Source organism: Flavobacterium inviolabile (genome assembly GCF_013389455.1).
In the GTDB taxonomy this organism is placed as follows: Bacteria; Bacteroidota; Bacteroidia; order Flavobacteriales; family Flavobacteriaceae; genus Flavobacterium; species Flavobacterium inviolabile.
On sequence record NZ_CP058278.1, the window covers coordinates 3,258,983 to 3,279,905 of the forward strand.

Here is a 20,923-nt window from a genome sequence, read left to right on the forward strand (position 1 = left end):
GGTTGCCTTTTTTTATGGTGATAACCTTTGCTAACAAACATAAAAAACCCGCTCTTTTGAGCGGGCTTTTTACATTATTATCACAATCTAAAGCTAATTATCGTTTTAATGAGAAATGGGCTTTAAATTCTTTTAATTGTCCTTGTTCGGTATAGGTCACTGTAAACCAGTAATCCGTAGATGGTAACGGCTGACCGTTTAACGTTCCATCCCAACCCGTAACTTTTGATGGTTTGATCTGTTTTAATAATTTTCCGTATCGGTCAAATATATAAATTTTTGCGCTTGCATCATTCTCTAAATCGCCAATATTCCAAGTGTCATGGTAATTATCACCATTTGGAGTAAAGTAATGCGGATAGTTGATCGCCGTTACAGGGATCGTTACACTCGCACAACCTTTATTGTCATATACCGTTACCGTATGGGAACCATGGGTTACGTTCTCAAATACAGGGCTCGTTTGAATATCGCCTTCATCCAATTGGTAAACATATTCTCCGATTCCGATCGCTTCAACCGTAATGGTCTGGTTATCGGTAAACGCATTCGATACATAAGCTGTAACTGCTGCCGGTTCCGATTGGGTTACCGTTACCGATACCGGTAGGTTCTGACATCCTGTAGCAATGTTTGTAGCTACCACTGAGTAAGTCGCCGGGTGGTTCACTTCTAATGTCGGTCCGGTTTCTCCTGCAATTAGCGTTGTGCCATCAAACCATTCAAAACTGTAAGTCGCTGCATCCAGGCCACTGTTGATGATATGGGTGCTTAGTACTGTTCCGGTTTCCTGGTCAATACATACAAATCCGCCGTTTGGTGTTGGTTCCGGTAGCGGGTTAACAACCAGGATCACATCTACATTTGCAGGACAGCCGGAAACGGTTGTCGTATGGGTAACCTGAGCGATTATCGTTTGCTGGTAAGCAATCGTATTGGTGAAAATAACATGTCCGTTATCCGCCGGGTTTGTACTGGCAGGAATCGGGTTGTTATTGATCAGATCCTGAGCATTGGCATAATAATGAATCACATAATCCGGATTGGTCTGACCGTTCATGATCTGAGCATCCAATAAGTCTGTAAGGTCAAAGGTATGGAAGCCATCGTTGGTACCGTCTTCATCACAAACTGTTGTATCTGCAGGATCCGGAGCCGTGGCTGTTGCTTCCTCTTCTACTAACAGTTCAAAGAAGGCCGTGTTCACACATCCTGTTGCATTGTTCACGATACGAACACCGATAACTTTCGCCGGAATTACATTCGTATACGGGTAATTCGATGGCGTAGTGATAATAGCGGTATTGTTTTGTGCATCGGCATGGCTTTCATGGTAAGTTACCGTAAAGTCGGCCGGGTTCTGACCTGCCAAGGCTTGCGGGTCTTTGGTGGTTAGATCAAAGATGCCACTGCCGCTGGTGCCTGGCTGACACAGGTAATACGTAGTCATCGGACCAACTGCCGGTAATGGGTTTACCACGATTGGTTGTTCTACAACTAAAGAACATCTGTCTGCCGCACTTGCCGGAGCCGTAGTTACGCGGATCCATACGCTTTGAAGCGCGTTTCCGTTAGCATCCTGGTTAGACCAGTTGGTTGGTGTAGCAATTGGGTTTACTCCTGCTTCTGCATCGGCCTGACTCGCATGGTAGGTCAATACATAAGTAGGGTCTCCGTTTTGGATATAGGTCGCATTAACTGTTACATCTACAGTGGTGATACCATCGTTTGGATAAGCATCATCACAGGTTACTATTGGCTGCGGATCGAATTTCGGTTCCGGTAACGGAGTCACACGGATCGTCATACGAATATAGCTCGTACAGCCTTCGTTGCTGGTCACACCAATCACGATCGATTGGGCTGTAGCGGTGTTCGTATAAGCTGTAGGAGTGGTAATTAAAGTACCCGCTGCTGGTGGAATAACCGTACTGGCATAGTAAGCAAAGGTATAACCTGTTGCTCCGCCTGTGATCTGGTTTTCTCTGATGGTTAAGTCAAATTCTGTGCGTTGGTCATTCGGTAAGGCTTCATCACATTTGGTGATCTGATCCGGCTGGGTTAACAGTAACGGACTGTTCACATGTAATTTGAAGCGCGTGATGTTATGACAGCCTGTTACCAGGTTATTGATACGCACCCAGATGTCCTGACCGTCTGTTCCCATAAAGTTAGCATCACTAACGATAAACGGTGTTCCTGCCTCGGCAAATGCCTGAGATACAAAGTAACGTACTTCATAGTCTGTTGCCGGACCGGTTTGTGCCGTTAACAGGATTGGGGTTTGTACCGTCAGGTCAAAATAGGTCTGGTTGTCATGAGGGTTATTGTCTTCATCACATTTGGTTAAGTCAATCAACGTTGGGATCTCCGGTGCGGAGTTTACCTGAAGGTTGAACGAGTAAACGCTCTTACAACCGGTAACCGTGTTGGTGGCCAATACCCATAGGGTTTGGGTGAACGGGTTAATGTTGTCGTAAGGGTTCGTTGTAATAGGGTCTAAGCCGTTTTCTGCATTGGTCTGGGTTTCGTAGAAGCTTACCGCTACGTTTGGCTCTCCGTTTAACATGTTCGGAATTAAAGCCGTCAGGTCAAAGCTGCTAAAGCCGTTACTGTTGGTATCACATACCATCACGGCTGCTGTTGGCATGACTAAAACCGGAAGCGGTTCTACTCGTAAATCCATAGCTGTTACGCTAAAGCAATGTGTGGTGGTGTTTTCTACACGTACAAAAATGGTTTGTACTGTAGGTACTTGGTTGGTATACAACAATGGTAATTCGGTACCGGCTACTCCTGCCTGAGCATCTGCCTGGCTGAAATAGAACGTTACATTCAATCCTGTTGTGGTTCCGATGATTTCCGGAATCTTAGTCGATAAATCAAATTCTTCATGTAATGGTAGTCCGGTATAGTCACATAATGAGTAAGCCGGTACTGGCATTGGCACAACCGGTAATGGGTTAACCATTAGTTTGAATGAGCCTACTGCGATACAACCGTGTATGTTTTTCAACTGGTACCAGATCGTTTCCGGATTGGTCGCATTGGTATACGTTCCCGGGGTAACGATAGCATTATTTCCAGCTAAGGCATCTGCCTGATTGGTATAGTACGTAACGGTAACGCCTGGTTGTCCGTTAATTACTTCAGTATCTTTAGTGTTTAAGTTAAATACTTCAAAGCCGTCGCCCGGAGTACTGGTTTCACACAATACATAATCCGTTACAACTGGTGCAATGATCGGACGTGGGTTTACAACCAAAGTAAGGGTTGTAAAGGAAGCACAGGCATTAACACCGGTATTCACCACTCTGATATACAGAATCTGTGTGTTCGGGTTAATGTTCGTATACAATGGCATCGTGATAGGATAGTTTCCTAACTGCGCATCTTGCGGGGTTTCATGGAAAGTAACGGTTAAGTTCGGATCACCACCTGTTATCTGAGGAATTACAGTACTCAGGTTAAAGGTTTCGAAGCCGTCGTTATTAGCATCACATACTTCCAATACACCCGGGTTATTGATTGTTGGAGCCACAACGGTAGTTACCGTATGGCTGTCGGTTTGTGGCTGGCTACAAGCTGGTGTACCGTTAGAGGCAACATTGATTAGCTGGTAAGTAATCGGGCCGGTTAATGCCGGTGAAGTTACCGTAGCTGTTCCGGAACTGTTAAGGGTAACCGTTTGTGTAGTAGTACCGCCATCAGTAGTATAAGTCACGGTAGCATTTGGCGTACCGTTAAACACAATTTCTGCTGTACTGCCGGAACATACTGAAGCTGGTCCGGTTACCGTAGCAACTGGTAATGGCTGGATACCGATAGTAATCGAAGCGGTTAAGGCTTTTGTACAAGCCGGTACATCAGTAGTTACAACACTGGTTAAAGTATAAGTCGTCGGGTTTGTTAATGGCGCCGTTGTAAAGGTAGCCGTACCCGCTGCATCTAAAGCGATGGTATAAGTTGTCGTACCGTCTGTATACGTAACGATAGCGTTTGGTGTACCGTTAATCGTTACCACACCAGTACTGCCGGAGCATACTAAAGCTGGTCCGCTGATCGTAGCTGTCGGTAATGTTTTTACAGTAATCGTAGCACTTCCTGTTTGTGGTTGTGAACAAGCCGGTGGTCCTGCAACAGCAACACTCACTAAATCGTAAGTAGTTGTAGCCGTTAACGGACCAACTGTTGCACTTCCTGCTCCGGTACCGTCTAAGGTTACTGTCGCATTGGTCGTACCATTGGTATAGGTAACTACAGCATTTGGTGTACCGTTAAAGGTCAATACTGCTGTGTCACCCGAACAGATTGTTGTCGCTCCGCTGATTGTAGCCGTTGGTAATGCATTGACAGTGATTGTTACACTACCTGTTAACGTATTATAACAGTTCGGCGTACCATTAGAATCGATATCTACTAAAGTGTAAGTACTATCTGCAGTTAATACAGGAGTAGTTACTGTTCCGTTTCCAGAAGCATCCAATGTAATATCTGCCGGGTTACCGTCTGCAGTATAATGAACGGTAGCACCTGCCGTTCCTGTAAAGGTGATAACAGCTGTTTGTCCGGAACAGATTGTAGCTGTTCCTGAAATTGTAGCTGTTGGTAATTGTTTTACCAAAACCAGTACAGAACTGGACATTGCCTGAGAACATGAAGGCGTTCCTGCAGAAGTAACATTTACAATAGTAAAGGTAGTATCTGCTGTTAGAACCGGTGTTGTAATCGTTCCATTTCCGGAAGGATCTAAAGTCAATGGAATAGTTGTAGGGTTATTACCAACAGTATAGTCTACTGTTGCATTTGGTGTACCACTAACGTTTAATGTTGTAGACGTACCGGAACACACTGTTGCTCCATTAGCTATAGCAGCCGTTGGTGCATCAATAATCTGGATATCCATAGTTGTAGAAGATGCACACTGACCTGGATCAGGTGTGAAAGTATAAGTAGTCGTTCCTACAGCAGTCGTATTAATAGTCGCCGGATTCCAGGTTCCCTGAAAACCATCATTAGAAGTTGTAGGAAGTGGTGCCGGGTTAGACCCGATACAATATGGTCCAACCTGTGTAAAATCGGGAGGTGTTGTTCCTCCTATTAATAGTTCAAAACTTTTTATATCATAACAATCAGAGCTAGGGTTATTAACTCTTACATATACTGTATTATTACCAGCTGCTGGGAAATAGCAGTCCGGTGTCGGAATATAATTCGCTTCAATCTGGGCATCCGCCAAAGTCGGATAATAAGTGACCGGATAATCCGCAGGATTCAGTGCACCTAAAACCACAGGATTATTAACTGTCAAATCCCAGCAAGAAGTATCTCCCGGGCATTTATATAAATCATTAGGCTCGTTAACTGAAAAAGGAGCATAAATAACATCTACATTATCCTGAATAATTGTTTTGGTTCCATCACAGGCCGTATAAGTCGCTTCAGCGGTATACGTTGTTGAAGCCGTCGGACATACGGTAATAGAAGTATTGGTGCTGATTGGATCACCATTCAACAACCATTGGAATGTTACATTTGAAGGACCAGACGGAGTAAAACGCCATGCCTCAGGAGTGGTTACTGTCCAGGTCCCCGTATTTCTGCCCGGAGGTGTAAAACCAACAGTACCCGCAGCATTCTGAATACCTAAAACTACTCGTCCTCCATTAATAGGACTTGATATTACCGAAGCAGGATTTGGTCTTGCTTTTACATAAAACTCAATGGCATTTGTTGTTTCATACAATACTATTTGAAAAGTATTATCCACATGTGAATCATTCCCACTAGAATAATAAGGTACATTAGTAAAATTCACAACAAGCGATCTACATGGATACGCTCCTAACACCTGATAATTAACCGAAATTTGTGGTTGATTTGCCGGTCTTGAAAATCTTGGATCGATATCCTGATACAACATAATCGCATTACGGTGCATACCCGCTGCCGTAGTTGGAAGCTGCGCATTCGGTATAGCATAATCACAAAACAAAGGATTAGCAGGCGCTGTAAATGAAATAATTCCATTTGACCCCACATAACAAGTTGTGTAATTTACTCCGAAATAACAGAATTTAAATGGCAGTGTAATAGCGTTTGACCAAACATCGTCAACATTCACTGAAACAGGAGTTCCACCGGTAAACGGAAATGGCGGGGCATAATTTACAGAGGATACCGCATAAGTATTGGTTCCTCCGGTTTGTAAAAATGTTGCTGTAAGATCCCTACACTCACCCGGATTACAGATAGGAGCGACAGGATTACCGTTAACATCTCCTCCTTGAACATTGGCACAGCCGGGGGCTTGCGCAAACATGTTGACCGAGAAAATGCAAAATAATAACAATAACAGGTAATTATTTCTCATTATGAATTAGTTTTTTGGAACGCGAAATTTACATAAAATTAAGAAACAATTAACTTTATTGAAGAAAAAAAAAGTTTTTACTATGAAAATTAACATTTTAACCAAAATCTCCTAACAAAAAACCAGCTTATAGTTAAATAACTCTGTTACATTGACAATTATTCGATTTTTTTTATAGTTTTACAACCTATAACCAACCTGAAATTTCATATGAAACAATTTTATTCCAAAAGCATTATAGGATTATTTCTATTATTCATTACCTCTTTATCTGCACAGAATGCAAAATCTACCCTGACACTTACTTCGGTAAATTCTGCTGAAAATGCTATATTAAAGGTAACAACGACGCAAGATTTAACACAAGGCTATACTATAGAGGTACAAAATAACGCATGCGGTATTAATCCTTCTGAATATTTAGAAAAACCGGTGTTTTTCAAATCAACAGACAGCAAGTATGCTAACAACTTCACAAAATCAAATAATGACTATATCTTTTCCTCACCACTTACCCTGGAAATGTTATCTTCAAAATGGTTTCGATGGAGAGTAATCGATAATAAAGGAGTAACTTCCCAATGGATGTGTTATTCATGGAGTGACTATTGCACCACTTTCCTGAATAAAGACGGTTCTTGTAAAAAATAAACAGGAATCTCCTCATAAAATATTTCAGAAAGACTAAACTCCGGTTTGGTCTTTTTTATTTTATTAAATGATTAACATTTTATCCTTAATTTACAACTATATTCAGAATACAGAATCAAGTTTATTAGTTATCTTTGCAAACTAAATTTTCTTACATTAAAAACTTATATAATGATTCATAGTGATGATTTGCATGACGAAATGGGAGACAATCATATAGCATCAAGTGCTGAAACCCCATTACGTCCGGATGCTTTTAACATATCTGACGAAGAAAAGATAAACGCAATTAAAAAAGATGTCGAGAGCATTCTAAACACTTTAGGATTAGACTTAACAGACGATAGCTTAAAAGGAACACCAAACCGTGTTGCCAAAATGTTTGTAAAAGAAATTTTTGGCGGTTTAAACCCTTCCAAAAAACCAAGCTCTTCTACTTTTGACAATAAATACAAATACGGCGAAATGCTTGTTGAAAAAAACATCACTGTTTATTCAACCTGCGAACACCACCTGCTTCCAATAGTAGGCCGTGCCCATGTAGCCTATATTTCAAACGGTACCGTTGTTGGACTTTCCAAAATGAACCGTATCGTGGATTTCTTTGCAAAAAGGCCTCAGGTTCAGGAAAGACTAACAATCCAGATTGTACAGGAACTACAAAGAGTACTAAACACTCAGGATGTTGCCTGCGTTATTGATGCCAAACACCTTTGCGTGAATTCCAGAGGAATCCGCGACATCGAAAGCAGCACCGTAACAGCAGAATTCGGAGGAAAATTCAAAGAAGACAAAGTACGCAGAGAATTCCTGGACTACATTAAATTAGACACTCAGTTTTAGTTTGTTACTTATTAAATAGTTTAATAACCAAATAACGAATAGACAAAAGATGCATTTATATCAGAATCAAAATTTAAAAATTTACAATTCTCTTTCCGGAGAAAAAGAACTTTTCACTCCTATTCATGAGGGAAATGTTGGAATGTATGTTTGTGGACCTACGGTTTACAGCAATGTACATCTTGGGAATTGTAGAACTTTTATCTCTTTTGATTTAATATACCGATATCTGAAACATCTTGGATACAAAGTTCGTTATGTCCGTAACATCACCGACGTTGGCCACATAGTGGACGATGAAGACGAAGGCGAAGACAAAATTGCCAAAAAAGCACGTATCGACCAGATCGAACCGATGGAAGTCGTTCAGAAATATACCGTTGATTTTCACCAGATCCTGGAATTATTCAACAACCTTGCCCCAAGTATCGAACCAACGGCAACCGGGCATATTATTGAACAGATCGAAATCATCAAACAGATCATCGATAACGGATTTGCCTACATCGTAAACGGTTCCGTCTATTTTGATGTTATCAAATACAACAAAACCAATAATTACGGTATCTTAAGCGGTAGAAATATCGAAGACATGATTGCCAACACACGGGAACTTGACGGACAATCCGACAAAAAGAACCCACAGGATTTTGCGCTTTGGAAAAATGCAGAACCACAGCATATCATGCGATGGCCTTCACCCTGGGGTGACGGATTCCCGGGATGGCACCTGGAATGTACCGCAATGAGCACAAAATATTTAGGAGAACGATTTGACATACATGGCGGCGGAATGGACTTAAAATTCCCGCACCACGAATGTGAAATCGCACAAAATGAAGCCTGCACCGGCCATTCTCCGGTAAATTACTGGATGCACGCCAATATGCTTACCCTTAACGGTAAAAAAATGGCAAAATCAACCGGAAACAACATCCTGCCAAGAGAACTTTTTTCGGGTGAAAACAACATCCTGAGCAAAGCATTCTCTCCTGCAGTAGCCCGTTTTTTCATATTACAGGCACACTACAGAAGCATACTGGACTTTTCCGATGATGCCATTTTAGCTTCCGAAAAAGGATTCAACCGTTTAATGGAAGCTATTGACAATCTAAACGAAATTGAACCGGCTGCCACCTCTTCAATCAACATTCAATCCTGGAAACAGGCTTGTTATGATGCCATGAACGACGATTTTAACAGCCCGATACTGATTGCACAGCTTTTTGAAGCCGTTCGCTACATCAACCTGCTGAAAGAATTCAAGGAAACCCTGAATGCCGCTGATTTAGAAAGCTTCAAAAAGGCCATAAAAGCTTTTGTTTTTGACATTTTAGGATTGCAAAACGAAAAACTAAGTGCCGATGAAAACAACAAACTGGAAGGCGTGATCAACATGTTGATTGGGATGAGAAATGAAGCGAGAGCCAATAAAAATTTCCAGCTCTCCGACCAGATACGCGACCAGTTGTTAACTTTAGGAATACAATTAAAAGACGGAAAAGAAGGCACTTCCTTTACCGTTAGTTAAAAATACAAACACCAAATGATGAAGCCCAAAACTTCATCATTTTTTATTTACCGCAAAATGAATTTCAAAAAAATCATCATATTCCCTTTCGTTTTTTTAATCCGCTTTTACCAGACGGCAATATCACCATTCACACCATCCGTCTGCCGCTACTCTCCCACCTGCTCTCAATATTCCATTGAAGCCCTGCAAAAACACGGCCTGCTAAAAGGAAGCTGGCTGGCCGCAAAACGCATTATAAGCTGCAACCCCTGGGGCGGAAAAGGTTACGATCCCGTTCCGTAACTTTATAATTAAATTTACCTTAATTATTATACTCCTTAAAATTCATTTATCTATTTTTACCGAAATAAAAAGTACAGAATTAATTATGACACACGCTTTACAGTTTGTTTGGAATCCTTCACACGGAATCGATTTAGGCTTTTTCACCGTTCGTTATTACAGCTTAATGTTCGTAGTTGCCTTTGGATTAGGATGGTACCTTATGAAGCACATCTACCAGAGAGAAGGGATCTCCATCGAAAAACTTGACTCCTTATTTATTTATACCGTTTTTGCAACCTTAATCGGAGCCCGTTTAGGACACGTTTTCTTTTATGACTGGGATTATTTCAAAGATCACAAACTGGAAATACTATTACCTTTCCGATTTGAGCCATCCTTTGAATTTACCGGATTTGCCGGTTTAGCCAGTCACGGCGCGGCAATTGCCATCATATTAGTCATGTATTATTACAGCAAAAAAATAATCCACAAACCGATTCTCTGGATTTTAGACCGGATCGTTATTCCGGTTACCTGTGGCGGTATTTTTGTACGATTTGGAAACTTTTTCAACTCGGAAATCATAGGACATGAAACCACTTCTTCTTTAGGAATCCGTTTTATACAGGACAAATTCAGTCCGAGAGAAGCCATGCAGCTAACAAACATCAACAACCCAGCAGAAGCTTACAAAGCCATTGAAACCAATCCGCAGTTTGCACCTTTGCTGGAAAGCGTAATCCCGAAACATCCGGCACAGCTATATGAAGCATTGGGATATGTTTTCGTATTCCTGATCTTATTCTTCCTATACTGGAAAACCAATGCCAGAGAGAAATTAGGCTACCTTTTCGGTATCTTCCTGGTATTGCTTTGGACCGTTCGTTTTGTAGTGGAATACGTTAAAGAAAGCCAGGGCGGATTTGAAAACGAATTAGGCATGTTCTCGACCGGACAATGGCTGAGCATTCCTTTTATCATTATCGGCTTTATATTATTAATAAGAGCTAAAAAACCGGCTTCGGCTGTTTAAAATAAAACTTCCAATAATTAAAAAGGGCGTTTACAAATTGTAAACGCCCTTTTTATATAAATATCATTTCTTAATCATTCATTGAGATCAGAAACTCTTCGTTATTTCGGGTCTTTTTAAACCTGTCATTAATAAAATCCATTGCTTCAACAGGATTCATATCCGCCAGATATTTACGCATGATCCACATTCTCTGGATCGTACCTTCGTCCAATAATAAATCATCACGACGGGTGCTTGACGACGTAAGATCAATTGCAGGGAATATACGTTTGTTTGCAATTTTTCGATCCAATTGCAACTCCATATTACCGGTACCTTTAAACTCTTCAAAGATAACTTCGTCCATCTTAGAACCGGTTTCTGTTAATGCTGTAGCAATAATACTCAACGAACCGCCATTTTCGATATTACGGGCAGCTCCGAAGAAACGTTTTGGCTTTTGCAATGCATTGGCATCCACACCACCACTTAATACCTTTCCGGAAGCCGGTTGAACGGTATTATAAGCTCTTGCCAGACGGGTAATTGAATCCAACAGAATAACAACATCATGTCCGCATTCTACCAGACGTTTTGCTTTTTCCAGAACAATATTCGCTACCTTAACATGGCGCTCAGCTGGCTCATCAAAAGTAGAAGCAATAACTTCTCCCCTAACGCTGCGCTGCATATCGGTAACCTCTTCCGGCCGCTCGTCAATTAGCAAAACAATTAAATATACTTCGGGATGATTTGCTGCAATGGTATTGGCAATATCCTTCAACAACATCGTTTTACCTGTTTTTGGCTGCGCCACGATCATACCACGCTGTCCTTTACCTATTGGTGAAAACAAATCAATAATTCGGGTTGAAATGGTACTTTGTTTTTCAGCAAGATTGAATTTTTCTTCCGGAAACAACGGAGTTAAATGTTCAAAAGAAACCCTGTCACGAACCACCTGCGGATCATGTCCGTTAATTTTCAACACTCTTACCAGCGGGAAATACTTCTCTCCTTCTTTCGGAGGACGTACCACACCTTTAACCGTATCACCCGTTTTCAGTCCGAACAAACGAATCTGGGATTGTGACAAATAAATATCATCCGGCGATGCCAGGTAATTATAATCGGAAGAACGCAAAAAGCCATAACCGTCCGGCATCATTTCCAATACACCTTCACTTTCAATAATACCATCGAACTCATAATCAGGTTCTCTGAAATTTTGTTTTTTATTCTTCTGGTTTGGATTTGGATTTTGCGGGTTGTTCTGATTAGAACTGTTTTGAGGTTTCGAAACAGAAACTGTTTCTTCCGGAGTAGTCTCCTGTTTTACCTGAGAACGCACCTGTACAGGAGCCTGTGTATTTTGATTATTCTCTTTGGTAAAACGCTGTGGTTTTTGCTGAAATTCTTTTTTCTTGGTAAAAGTATTTTCTTTTTTATTTGCTGCAGTTTCCGAAGCTTTCACTTCTTTTTCCTCAACAGCAGCTGGCATAACTTCTTCTTTCTTAACCGACTGAACCGCTTCTTTTACATTAGGCACTTCTTTGACTGGTACAGCAGGCTTATTTTCTGCTTTGTTTTCTTTTTTCAGAGGCTTTCCCGGTGCAATTCTCGTTCTTTTTACCTTTTCCTCCGGTTTCGGAGCCTCTTCTTTTAAAGCTGGTTTTACGACTTCTGGGTTTGTCGCTTGATGATCGAGAATCTGGTAAATTAATTCGTCTTTTTTAAGGTTTCGGTACTTATTAATTTTCGCAATTTTCGCAATCTCTTGAAGCTCAGCAAGCTTCATTTCTTTTAATACAGAAATATCAAACATGAATCGTTTTCTAGTTAAATTAAATGTAATGTAGATCTAAGTTTTTGGGTAGTATTTTTTTTGAAACGAAAGAACCGCAGAATGAAGTACTTACGGTTTAACTATGCAATAATACGAATTTATTTTATACCGTATCATTTTTTTTCAAAAAAGAAATACTATTTTTGTGCCACAATGAAATCAAAATGATACAGAGAATTCAGTCCGTATATCTTTTAATCGCTTTTATCTTTTCGGGGGTTTTACCATTCGTATTCCCTTTATGGATAAATGCTGCGGGAGAAAAAGTATTCTTTATGTCAAACCTGGTATACGTATCTTTATGCGGCCTGAGCACCACGCTTTCATTGATTAGTATATTTAGCTTTAAAAACAGACAAAACCAGTTTGTTATGAACCGGTTGAACATGATATTAAACGTTATATTACTAGGATTATTTGTGTATCGTTCACTAAATTTATCTGGAGAAACGGAAGTTTCTGAGAAAGGTATTGGGATGCTTCTTCCTATTGTTTCTATCGTCTTTTTGGTTTTAGCCAATAAAGCCATCAAGAAGGATGATGATCTCGTAAAATCTGTAGACCGATTACGATAAACCTATCATCTTAGTTTATTAGTGCGTTAAAAATCCGGATCAAATTTGATCCGGATTTTTTATTTATACCCAAATCTTTTTTATCGTTTTTTTCAAACACTTTATCGTTTTTAATTATAGATATCTCAAAATATTTACCTTTAAAATAAATACATGTTGCAAATAGTGTTAAATTTGAATAAAAACAGTGGCGATGAGTACCAAAATACGAATTCATTTAGCCGATGACCATTTGGTTTTAATAGAAGGAATTCTTGCTGTTTTAAAAACAAACAAGAATTTCGAAGTGGTAGGCTACTCCCTTAATGGTGTTGAACTATTGGAAAACATCTACAATCAGAATGTAGACGTCCTGGTAATCGACATCAACATGCCCTGCAAAGACGGAATAGAAGTCTTAAAAGAATTTTCGGAAAAAGGTTTCCCCTGCCATGTTATTGTTTTATCCAGTTATGACGACGCCAAGCTAATCAAAGAGGTCATACAGCTGGGCGCAAAAGGATACCTCACCAAACAATGCGCAAGCGAACACATCGTAGATGCCATTACCTGCGTGAGCAAAGGAGAAGAATACTATTCCAAAGCCATCCGTGAAAAGATATTTCTTTCTTTTACCGGTATCAACAACGATAAATCCATTGAAAATAGCGAATTATTAATGCTCATTACCGACCGCGAACTGGAAATCTTAAAACTCATTTCCAGAGAATACAGCGGCAAGGAAATTAGCGAAGAACTTTTTATAAGCACCAACACTGTAGAAACACACCGGAAAAATCTAATCAAAAAACTCAACGTAAAAAACACGATAGGACTAGTAAAATTTGCTATCCGGAATAATTTGATTAACCAATAAATCTACATAATTATGGCCTTACTTAAAGAATATGAAGTGCGTGATAATGGAAATGATTCTTTTAATTTAAAGATCACGATTCCCGACAACTGTGATTACCTTTACACTTATGACGGAACAACCGATACCCACCGGGTAGAAATAAAACTGGACATGGACAAAAAACCATCCTCCCGTTATATTGTAAGAGATGAAAACATCCCTACTTCCGGCAGCAGCAGACTCAATATTGACATGGAACAAACAGAAAACGGCTTAACCGCAACAAAACCTAAAATCGTAATCGAAATCTGATATTGAAAAAAATTACTTTTCTACTCTTGTTTTTTATAGGTCAGACTCTTTGGGCACAAAACCAAACAGGAATTGACTCGGCTGACTATTACAGTAACACGCACCAGGATCTGAAAGCGTTGCAATACCTCAAAAAACAATCGGAATACCATCTTTACAATAAAAACTATTCCGCTTTATGCAACAAAAACATTCAGAAAGCCCGGATCTACATCCGTCTTAAAGACTATAATATAGCCATAACTACCCTTTTTAGTACCTTACAAATAGCCGAAAAACAAAAACTTCATCTTCAGGAAGCCATCATTCTCAAATATATCGGAATATGTTTTGAAGAAACAAAAAACATCAAAAAAGCGATTGATTACCTTCGAAAAAGCGAAAAATCCGCTATTCATCAAAAAAACGATTCCCTTGCTGCCTGGGCACAACAGGGATTATTCAAAATCTTTACCGAAAAAAACAAAATGGACAGCTCCCGTTATTATATGAACCGGATTCTGAACATTGCCAAAAACAACGGAACAACCAATCAAAAATATCTGGGTTACAGCAACTGTGCGGCATTTTACCTCAAAACCGCCAATTATGATCTGGCTAAAAAATACCTCGATACGACTTTATTCTATGCCGAAACATCGCGCAATACCAACTACATGAACAACACCCGCAGCAACCTCGCCTATTATTATTTGCAGGTTAAGAACGATAACGAAAAAGCACGGGATATTTTTCTTGAAATTTTAGCGTCCAAGCCCAACGACACACTTTCGATTAAAACCGCCGATACCTACCTCAATTTATCGTATGTATACGAAAAGATGGACGACTACAAAACCGCCAATTATTATCTCAACAAATACATAGACATTACGGAAGCACTGTTTAACGAACGGGTTAGCTCGCAGCTGAGAGATACCGAAACCAAATATAAAATCTATAAAATTGAAGACAATTACAAAACCAAAGAGCAGCTGCTAAAAGACAAGGAAGCCCGGAACAAAAAACTGCTGTATATCTTTATCACCCTGTTTGCCTTTTGCAGCATATTGTTCTATTTTTTTTACCAGAACCTGCGCCTTAAACAAAAAAACAAGCTTAAAGACGTCAACAATAAAATCCAGCAAAACATCATTAACGCAACCATTGACGGTCAGGAATTTGAACGAAAAAGACTTGCCGGCGTACTGCACGACAGCATCAGCGCCCTGCTCTCTTCGGCCAGCTTACACCTCATGGCCTACGAAACAACCAATTTAACCGAATCCTCACCGGAACTCACCAAAACAAGAGCCATCATTAAGGAAGCCCACGACAAAATCAGGGATCTGTCACACACCCTGATTCCGCCGGTACTTGAAAAACTGGGATTGTTTGCCGCGCTGCAGGATCTCTGTGAAAAAAATTCGAATACCCTGATCCAGTTCGAGTTTACCAATTATACCCCTAAAGATTCACGCTACAACAGCGAGTTTGAAATGAAGATCTATTTTATTGTTGCCGAGCTTTTAAACAATGTCATCAAACACAGCCGGGCCACAAAAGCCTACCTTTCTGTCGACCAGAACCGCAACCAGCTGTTTATCAATATTGAAGATAACGGTATCGGATTTGACACCAAAAACACCGAACACAAAGAAGGATTCGGACTCACACAAATTAAAGCGCGGATAAGAAGTATGAATGGAAACATCAATATCAACTCCAAGTCGAATACCGGGACATTGATTTACATCAAAGTGGAATTACCGGACTAAAATCAGACTCTTTTCCCGATCTCAATCACTTCCAGTTTCTGGATTTTATCCCCGTCAATCTCAAAACGCAGCATGGTTCTCATCTGATGAAAACCGTGTTTTCCAGCTGCTCCGGGATTCATGTGCAGCAAATTCAGTTCTTTATCAAACTGCACTTTTAAAATATGGGAATGCCCGCAAATAAACAGTTTCGGTGGATTTTGTTTTAACTCCGCACGAATGGCCGGATTGTATTTTCCGGGATAACCGCCAATGTGGGTTATCCAGACCGAAACCCCTTCACAGAAAAACCGGTTGTTTAACGGAAACTCCAGCCGCGCTTTCCCATCGTCAATATTGCCGTAAACCGCCCGCAAAGGTTTGCGTTCCTTAATGGCATCCGTAACCGATAAATCTCCTATATCACCGGCATGCCAGACTTCATCGGCCTGATCAACATATTTCAGTATCGTATCATCAAGATGGCTGTGCGTATCGGAAAGTAACAGAATTTTTTTCAAAAGGAAAAGGTTTAAAGAAGTATAGTGCGATTTGTTAAAACACAAAAATAAGCATACTTTACCATGTTTTAACTTAAAATTATAGCATTTTCAAATTTGCCAATTATCGAATTAACTTATCTTTGTTTCTTATATAATTTAGGAAATTAAACTTTGAGATATTTCATAGAATTTGCTTATAACGGAAAAAACTATCACGGCTGGCAATATCAGCCTCATGCTATATCGGTTCAGGAAACTTTAAATAAAGCTTTAACGGTTTTATTGCGCAGGCCTATCGACCTTGTTGGAGCCGGAAGAACCGATTCCGGAGTACACGCCAAACAAATGTATGCCCATTTTGATTATGAAGAAACCTTAAATTCCGATTACTGGGTACAAAAATTAAACTCTTTTTTACCGAAAGATATCGTGGTTTACCGTCTTATTCCGCTGCATGATGAGGCACATGCCCGTTTTGATGCCACAAGCAGAACCTATGAATATCATATCCACACTTTCAAAGATGCCTTTGAAAATGAAGGAAGCTGGTATCATTTCCACGCGCTTGATGTCGCTGCGATGAATCAGGCATCCGAAATACTGTTTGAATACATCGATTTTGAATGTTTTTCAAAAGTACATACCGATGTTAGGACATTTAATTGCAAAATCACGGCAGCCCATTGGCAGCAAAACGAAACACGGTTAGTCTTTACAATTACCGCTGATCGTTTCTTAAGAAACATGGTCAGAGCTATTGTCGGGACATTAATAAAAATTGGATTAGGTAAAACTACATTGGATGATTTCAGAAAAATAATTGAAAGCAAAAATCGTAGTGAAGCAGGTTTTTCAGTACCGGCACACGGTTTGTACCTGACGAAAGTTATCTATCCGTATATCCAAGAGCGCCCATAAATATGAAAGCCATAAAATCTATTTCTTTACGAAAAGTAATGCACTTTGCAAAGCCTTATCAAAACCGCTTTAACGGCGTTATATTGTGGGCTGTATCCCTTTCCATCTTTGCTGCTCTTCGTCCCTATTTACTAAAACAAACTGTCGATGAGTACCTGAAAACCCACGATGCAGAAGGATTGCTGCTGTATATTCTTTTAATGGCACTGATCCTTATTCTGGAAGTCGCTTCGCAGTTTTACTTTGTTTACTGGGCAAACTGGTTAGGTCAGGATATTGTAAAAGATATCCGTGAAAAACTGTTTCGCCATATCTCGAATTTCCGGATGAAATATTTCGACAACGAACCGGTTGGAAAATTAGTGACCCGTTCCGTTTCCGATATCGAATCCATAGCCAGTATCTTCAGCCAGGGATTGTTTATGATCGTGAGTGACCTACTCAAAATGGTTGTCATTCTGGGGATCATGTTCTATATGAACTGGAAATTAAGCTGTATTGTTGTTTTAGGAATGCCAATTTTGTTATATGCAACGCGTGTTTTCCAGCAAAAAATGAAAATTGCTTTCGAAGAAGTTCGTAATCAGGTGGGCAACCTGAACACCTTTGTACAGGAACGCGTTACCGGTATGAAAATCGTACAGCTTTTTAACCGGGAAGAAATTGAATTCGAAAAATTCAAGGTCATCAACCAAAAACACAATGATGCGTGGCTTAAAAATATCCTGTATAATTCCATCTTCTTCCCGATAGCCGATATTGTTTCTTCGCTAACGTTAGGCTGTATCGTTTGGTATGGCGGACTGAACATCCTGAATGGTGACAATACTACTACTTTCGGGGATTTATTTGCCTACACAATGCTGATTAACATGCTATTCAATCCTTTGCGCCAGATTGCGGATAAATTCAATGTGATGCAGATGGGGATAATCGCCGCCGAAAGGGTTTTTGAAGTATTGGACATTGACGACCATTTACAAACATCCGGAACCGTTGAAGCGACCCATTTTAAAGGAGATATCCAGTTTGAAAAAGTACACTTCAGCTACATACAGGGCGAAGAAGTCCTCAAAGGCATCAACCTGAAAGTTAAGGCCGGCGAAACCATAGCCATCGTTGGAGCAACCGGAGCCGGAAAATCCACCATTATCAACCTTTTGAACCGCTTTTATGAAATTGACAGCGGGAAAATTAGCATTGACAATACCGATATACATGATTTTACAATCGAAAGCCTTCGCAAACAAATTGCCATTGTATTACAGGATGTCTTTTTATTTGCCGATTCGATCTTAAACAATATTACCCTGCACAATCCGGCCATTAGCCGCGAAGATGTTATTAACGCAGCACAAAAAATAGGCGTACATGATTTTATCATGAGCCTGCCGGAAGGTTATGACTATAATGTAAAAGAACGCGGTGTGATGCTGTCTTCCGGACAACGTCAGCTTATCGCCTTTTTAAGAGCCTTTGTGAGCAATCCAAGCGTTTTGATCCTTGATGAAGCCACTTCTTCCATCGATTCCTATTCGGAAGAACTGATACAACGGGCAACCGAAACCATCACGCAGGGAAGAACCTCCATTGTGATCGCACACCGTTTGGCAACCATTATCAATGCCGATAAAATCATCGTAATGGACAAAGGAGAAATTGTAGAAGAAGGCACCCATTATGAACTGCTCAATAAGGAAGACGGTTTCTATAAAAACCTTTATTATTCACAGTTTGCCATTACGGAATAAATACGACAACCGTGATTTATGATTGAAAAGTTGAAAAATTGCTAGAAATTTCTTTTAAAAGCTATTAAAACAATATTTTTAGGCTATTAATTTTCCACACGTTTTAAAAATTGATAGTACGAAACTTTTCAATAAACAAATAAATCCCTATTTTCGTACGCAGAAAATTCATTAGAAATTATACTTTTATGAAATACGATATTATTGTTTTAGGAAGTGGTCCGGGTGGATATGTAACAGCTATCAGAGCATCACAATTGGGCTTTAAAGTAGCCATTATCGAAAAAGAAAACTTAGGTGGTATTTGCTTAAACTGGGGATGTATTCCAACAAAAGCATTATTAAAATCTGCTCAGGTTTTTGATTACCTAAAACACGCTTCAGATTACGGATTAACAATCAAAGAATTTGATAAAGATTTCAATGCTATTATTTCCCGCAGCCGTGGTGTTGCAGACGGAATGAGCAAAGGGATTCAGTTCTTGATGAAAAAAAATAAAATTGACGTTATTGACGGTTTCGGTAAAGTAAAACCGGGTAAAAAAATTGACGTAACGGATAAAGACGGAAAAGTAACGGAATATACAGCAGATCATATTATCATCGCTACCGGAGCCCGTTCCCGTGAATTGCCAAACTTACCGCAGGATGGTAAAAAAGTAATCGGATACCGTCAGGCAATGACTTTAGCCGAGCAGCCTAAATCGATGATTGTTGTTGGTTCCGGTGCTATTGGTGTTGAGTTTGCTCATTTTTACAATGCAATGGGAACCGATGTTACTATTGTAGAGTTCATGCCAAATATTGTTCCTGTAGAAGACGAAGATATCTCAAAACAATTTGAGCGTTCATTGAAAAAAGCAGGTATCAAAATCATGACAAATGCTTCTGTTGAAAAAGTTGATACAACCGGAACGGGTGTTAAAGCAACGGTAAAAACAGCTAAAGGAGAAGAAATTTTAGAAGCCGATATCGTACTTTCTGCTGTAGGAATCAAATCCAACATTGAAAACATCGGTTTGGAAGAAGTTGGAATTGCGACAGACAGAGATAAAATCTTAGTAAACGATTACTATCAAACAAACATTCCGGGTTATTATGCTATCGGAGATGTTGTACCGGGACAGGCTTTGGCTCACGTTGCTTCTGCTGAAGGTATTCTTTGTGTTGAAAAAATCGCCGGATTACATGTAGAGCCAATCGACTACGGAAACGTTCCTGGTTGTACATACGCTACTCCGGAAATTGCTTCCGTTGGATTGACTGAAAAACAGGCTAAAGAAAAAGGATATGAAATCAAAGTGGGTAAATTCCCTTTCTCTGCATCAGGAAAAGCAAAAGCTGCCGGTACTCCGGACGGTTTTGTAAAAGTGATCTTCGATGCTAAATACGGAGAATGGTTAGGATGCCACATGATTGGAGCCGGTGTTACCGACATGATTGCTGAAGCAGTTGTAGCGCGTAAACTGGAAACTACAGGACATGAAATCCTGAAAGCTATCCACCCTCACCCAACCATGAGTGAAGCTGTAATGGAAGCTGTTGCCGATGCTTATGGCGAAGTGATTCACTTATAATATACATTACAATACCTATAAAAAAACCGTTTTGAAATTCAAGACGGTTTTTTTATAGCCGGTATTCCCACATTTAATCCGATTTTTATAACAAAAAATGCTATATTTGTAATATACATCCACTTTACTACATTCGTTTCTATCCGCATCGATCGGATAAAATAGCATTCAACAAAATCAATAATCT

The 20,923-nt window shown here is 39.9% G+C and carries 15 protein-coding genes; 12 read left to right on the plus strand and 3 right to left on the minus strand.

Going from position 1 to position 20,923, the window contains the following annotated elements; genetic code table 11:
- Positions 1-97: 97 nt before the first annotated feature.
- Positions 98-6,373 (minus strand): T9SS type B sorting domain-containing protein, encoded by a 6,276-nt coding sequence (locus HW120_RS14665; RefSeq protein ID WP_177734864.1) that lies wholly within the window; start codon positions 6,371-6,373, stop codon positions 98-100.
- 210 nt (positions 6,374-6,583) lie between these two features.
- Here HW120_RS14665 and HW120_RS14670 point away from each other — a divergent pair, with 210 nt between their 5' ends.
- The 5 genes from HW120_RS14670 to lgt all read left to right on the plus strand — a co-directional run bounded on the left by HW120_RS14670 (position 6,584) and on the right by lgt (position 10,698).
- On the plus strand, positions 6,584-7,024 hold the full coding sequence (locus HW120_RS14670) for a hypothetical protein (protein WP_177734866.1): 441 nt from the start codon (positions 6,584-6,586) through the stop codon (positions 7,022-7,024).
- A 171-nt stretch (positions 7,025-7,195) separates the two neighbouring features.
- Complete coding sequence (gene folE / locus HW120_RS14675; RefSeq protein WP_177734868.1) at positions 7,196-7,867, plus strand: GTP cyclohydrolase I FolE; 672 nt, start codon at positions 7,196-7,198, stop codon at positions 7,865-7,867.
- Positions 7,868-7,916: 49 nt separating this feature from the next.
- Complete coding sequence (gene cysS, locus HW120_RS14680; protein ID WP_177734870.1) at positions 7,917-9,398, plus strand: cysteine--tRNA ligase; 1,482 nt, start codon at positions 7,917-7,919, stop codon at positions 9,396-9,398.
- 57 nt (positions 9,399-9,455) lie between these two features.
- Positions 9,456-9,683 (plus strand): membrane protein insertion efficiency factor YidD, encoded by a 228-nt coding sequence (gene yidD, locus HW120_RS14685; protein WP_177736405.1) that lies wholly within the window; start codon positions 9,456-9,458, stop codon positions 9,681-9,683.
- An 85-nt stretch (positions 9,684-9,768) separates the two neighbouring features.
- A complete protein-coding gene (lgt, locus tag HW120_RS14690; protein WP_177734872.1) occupies positions 9,769-10,698 on the plus strand; it encodes a prolipoprotein diacylglyceryl transferase in 930 nt (309 codons plus the stop codon).
- 70 nt (positions 10,699-10,768) lie between these two features.
- Here lgt and rho read toward each other — a convergent pair whose 3' ends face one another.
- Positions 10,769-12,505, minus strand: a complete 1,737-nt coding sequence (gene rho, locus HW120_RS14695) for a transcription termination factor Rho (RefSeq protein ID WP_177734875.1) — start codon at positions 12,503-12,505, stop codon at positions 10,769-10,771.
- Positions 12,506-12,690: 185 nt separating this feature from the next.
- On the opposite strand from rho, the gene HW120_RS14700 reads away from it, so the two are divergent.
- The 4 genes from HW120_RS14700 to HW120_RS14715 all read left to right on the plus strand — a co-directional run bounded on the left by HW120_RS14700 (position 12,691) and on the right by HW120_RS14715 (position 16,008).
- Positions 12,691-13,101 carry a DUF4293 domain-containing protein gene (locus HW120_RS14700; RefSeq protein WP_177734877.1) on the plus strand — a complete coding sequence of 137 codons (411 nt, stop codon included), beginning with the start codon at positions 12,691-12,693 and terminating at the stop codon, positions 13,099-13,101.
- 193 nt (positions 13,102-13,294) lie between these two features.
- Entirely contained in the window at positions 13,295-13,957 is a 663-nt protein-coding gene (locus HW120_RS14705; RefSeq protein ID WP_177734879.1) for a response regulator, read from the plus strand.
- 12 nt (positions 13,958-13,969) lie between these two features.
- Entirely contained in the window at positions 13,970-14,251 is a 282-nt protein-coding gene (locus HW120_RS14710) for a hypothetical protein (RefSeq protein WP_177734881.1), read from the plus strand.
- A gap of 2 nt (positions 14,252-14,253) precedes the next feature.
- A complete protein-coding gene (locus HW120_RS14715; protein ID WP_177734883.1) occupies positions 14,254-16,008 on the plus strand; it encodes a tetratricopeptide repeat-containing sensor histidine kinase in 1,755 nt (584 codons plus the stop codon).
- A 2-nt stretch (positions 16,009-16,010) separates the two neighbouring features.
- Here the strand turns inward: HW120_RS14715 and HW120_RS14720 are convergent, their stop codons facing one another.
- Positions 16,011-16,508, minus strand: a complete 498-nt coding sequence (locus HW120_RS14720) for a metallophosphoesterase family protein (protein ID WP_177734885.1) — start codon at positions 16,506-16,508, stop codon at positions 16,011-16,013.
- 153 nt (positions 16,509-16,661) lie between these two features.
- On the opposite strand from HW120_RS14720, the gene truA reads away from it, so the two are divergent.
- From truA to lpdA, 3 genes are all read left to right on the plus strand, one after another.
- Positions 16,662-17,408 carry a tRNA pseudouridine(38-40) synthase TruA gene (gene truA, locus HW120_RS14725; RefSeq protein WP_177734887.1) on the plus strand — a complete coding sequence of 249 codons (747 nt, stop codon included), beginning with the start codon at positions 16,662-16,664 and terminating at the stop codon, positions 17,406-17,408.
- A 2-nt stretch (positions 17,409-17,410) separates the two neighbouring features.
- The gene (locus HW120_RS14730) at positions 17,411-19,159 is read left to right on the plus strand and encodes an ABC transporter ATP-binding protein (RefSeq protein ID WP_177734889.1); all 1,749 of its coding nucleotides are present in this window, start codon (positions 17,411-17,413) and stop codon (positions 19,157-19,159) included.
- Between the two features lie 188 nt (positions 19,160-19,347).
- Positions 19,348-20,736, plus strand: coding sequence for a dihydrolipoyl dehydrogenase (gene lpdA / locus HW120_RS14735; RefSeq protein ID WP_177734891.1), 1,389 nt, complete (start codon positions 19,348-19,350; stop codon positions 20,734-20,736).
- The last annotated feature ends 187 nt before the right edge of the window (positions 20,737-20,923 follow it).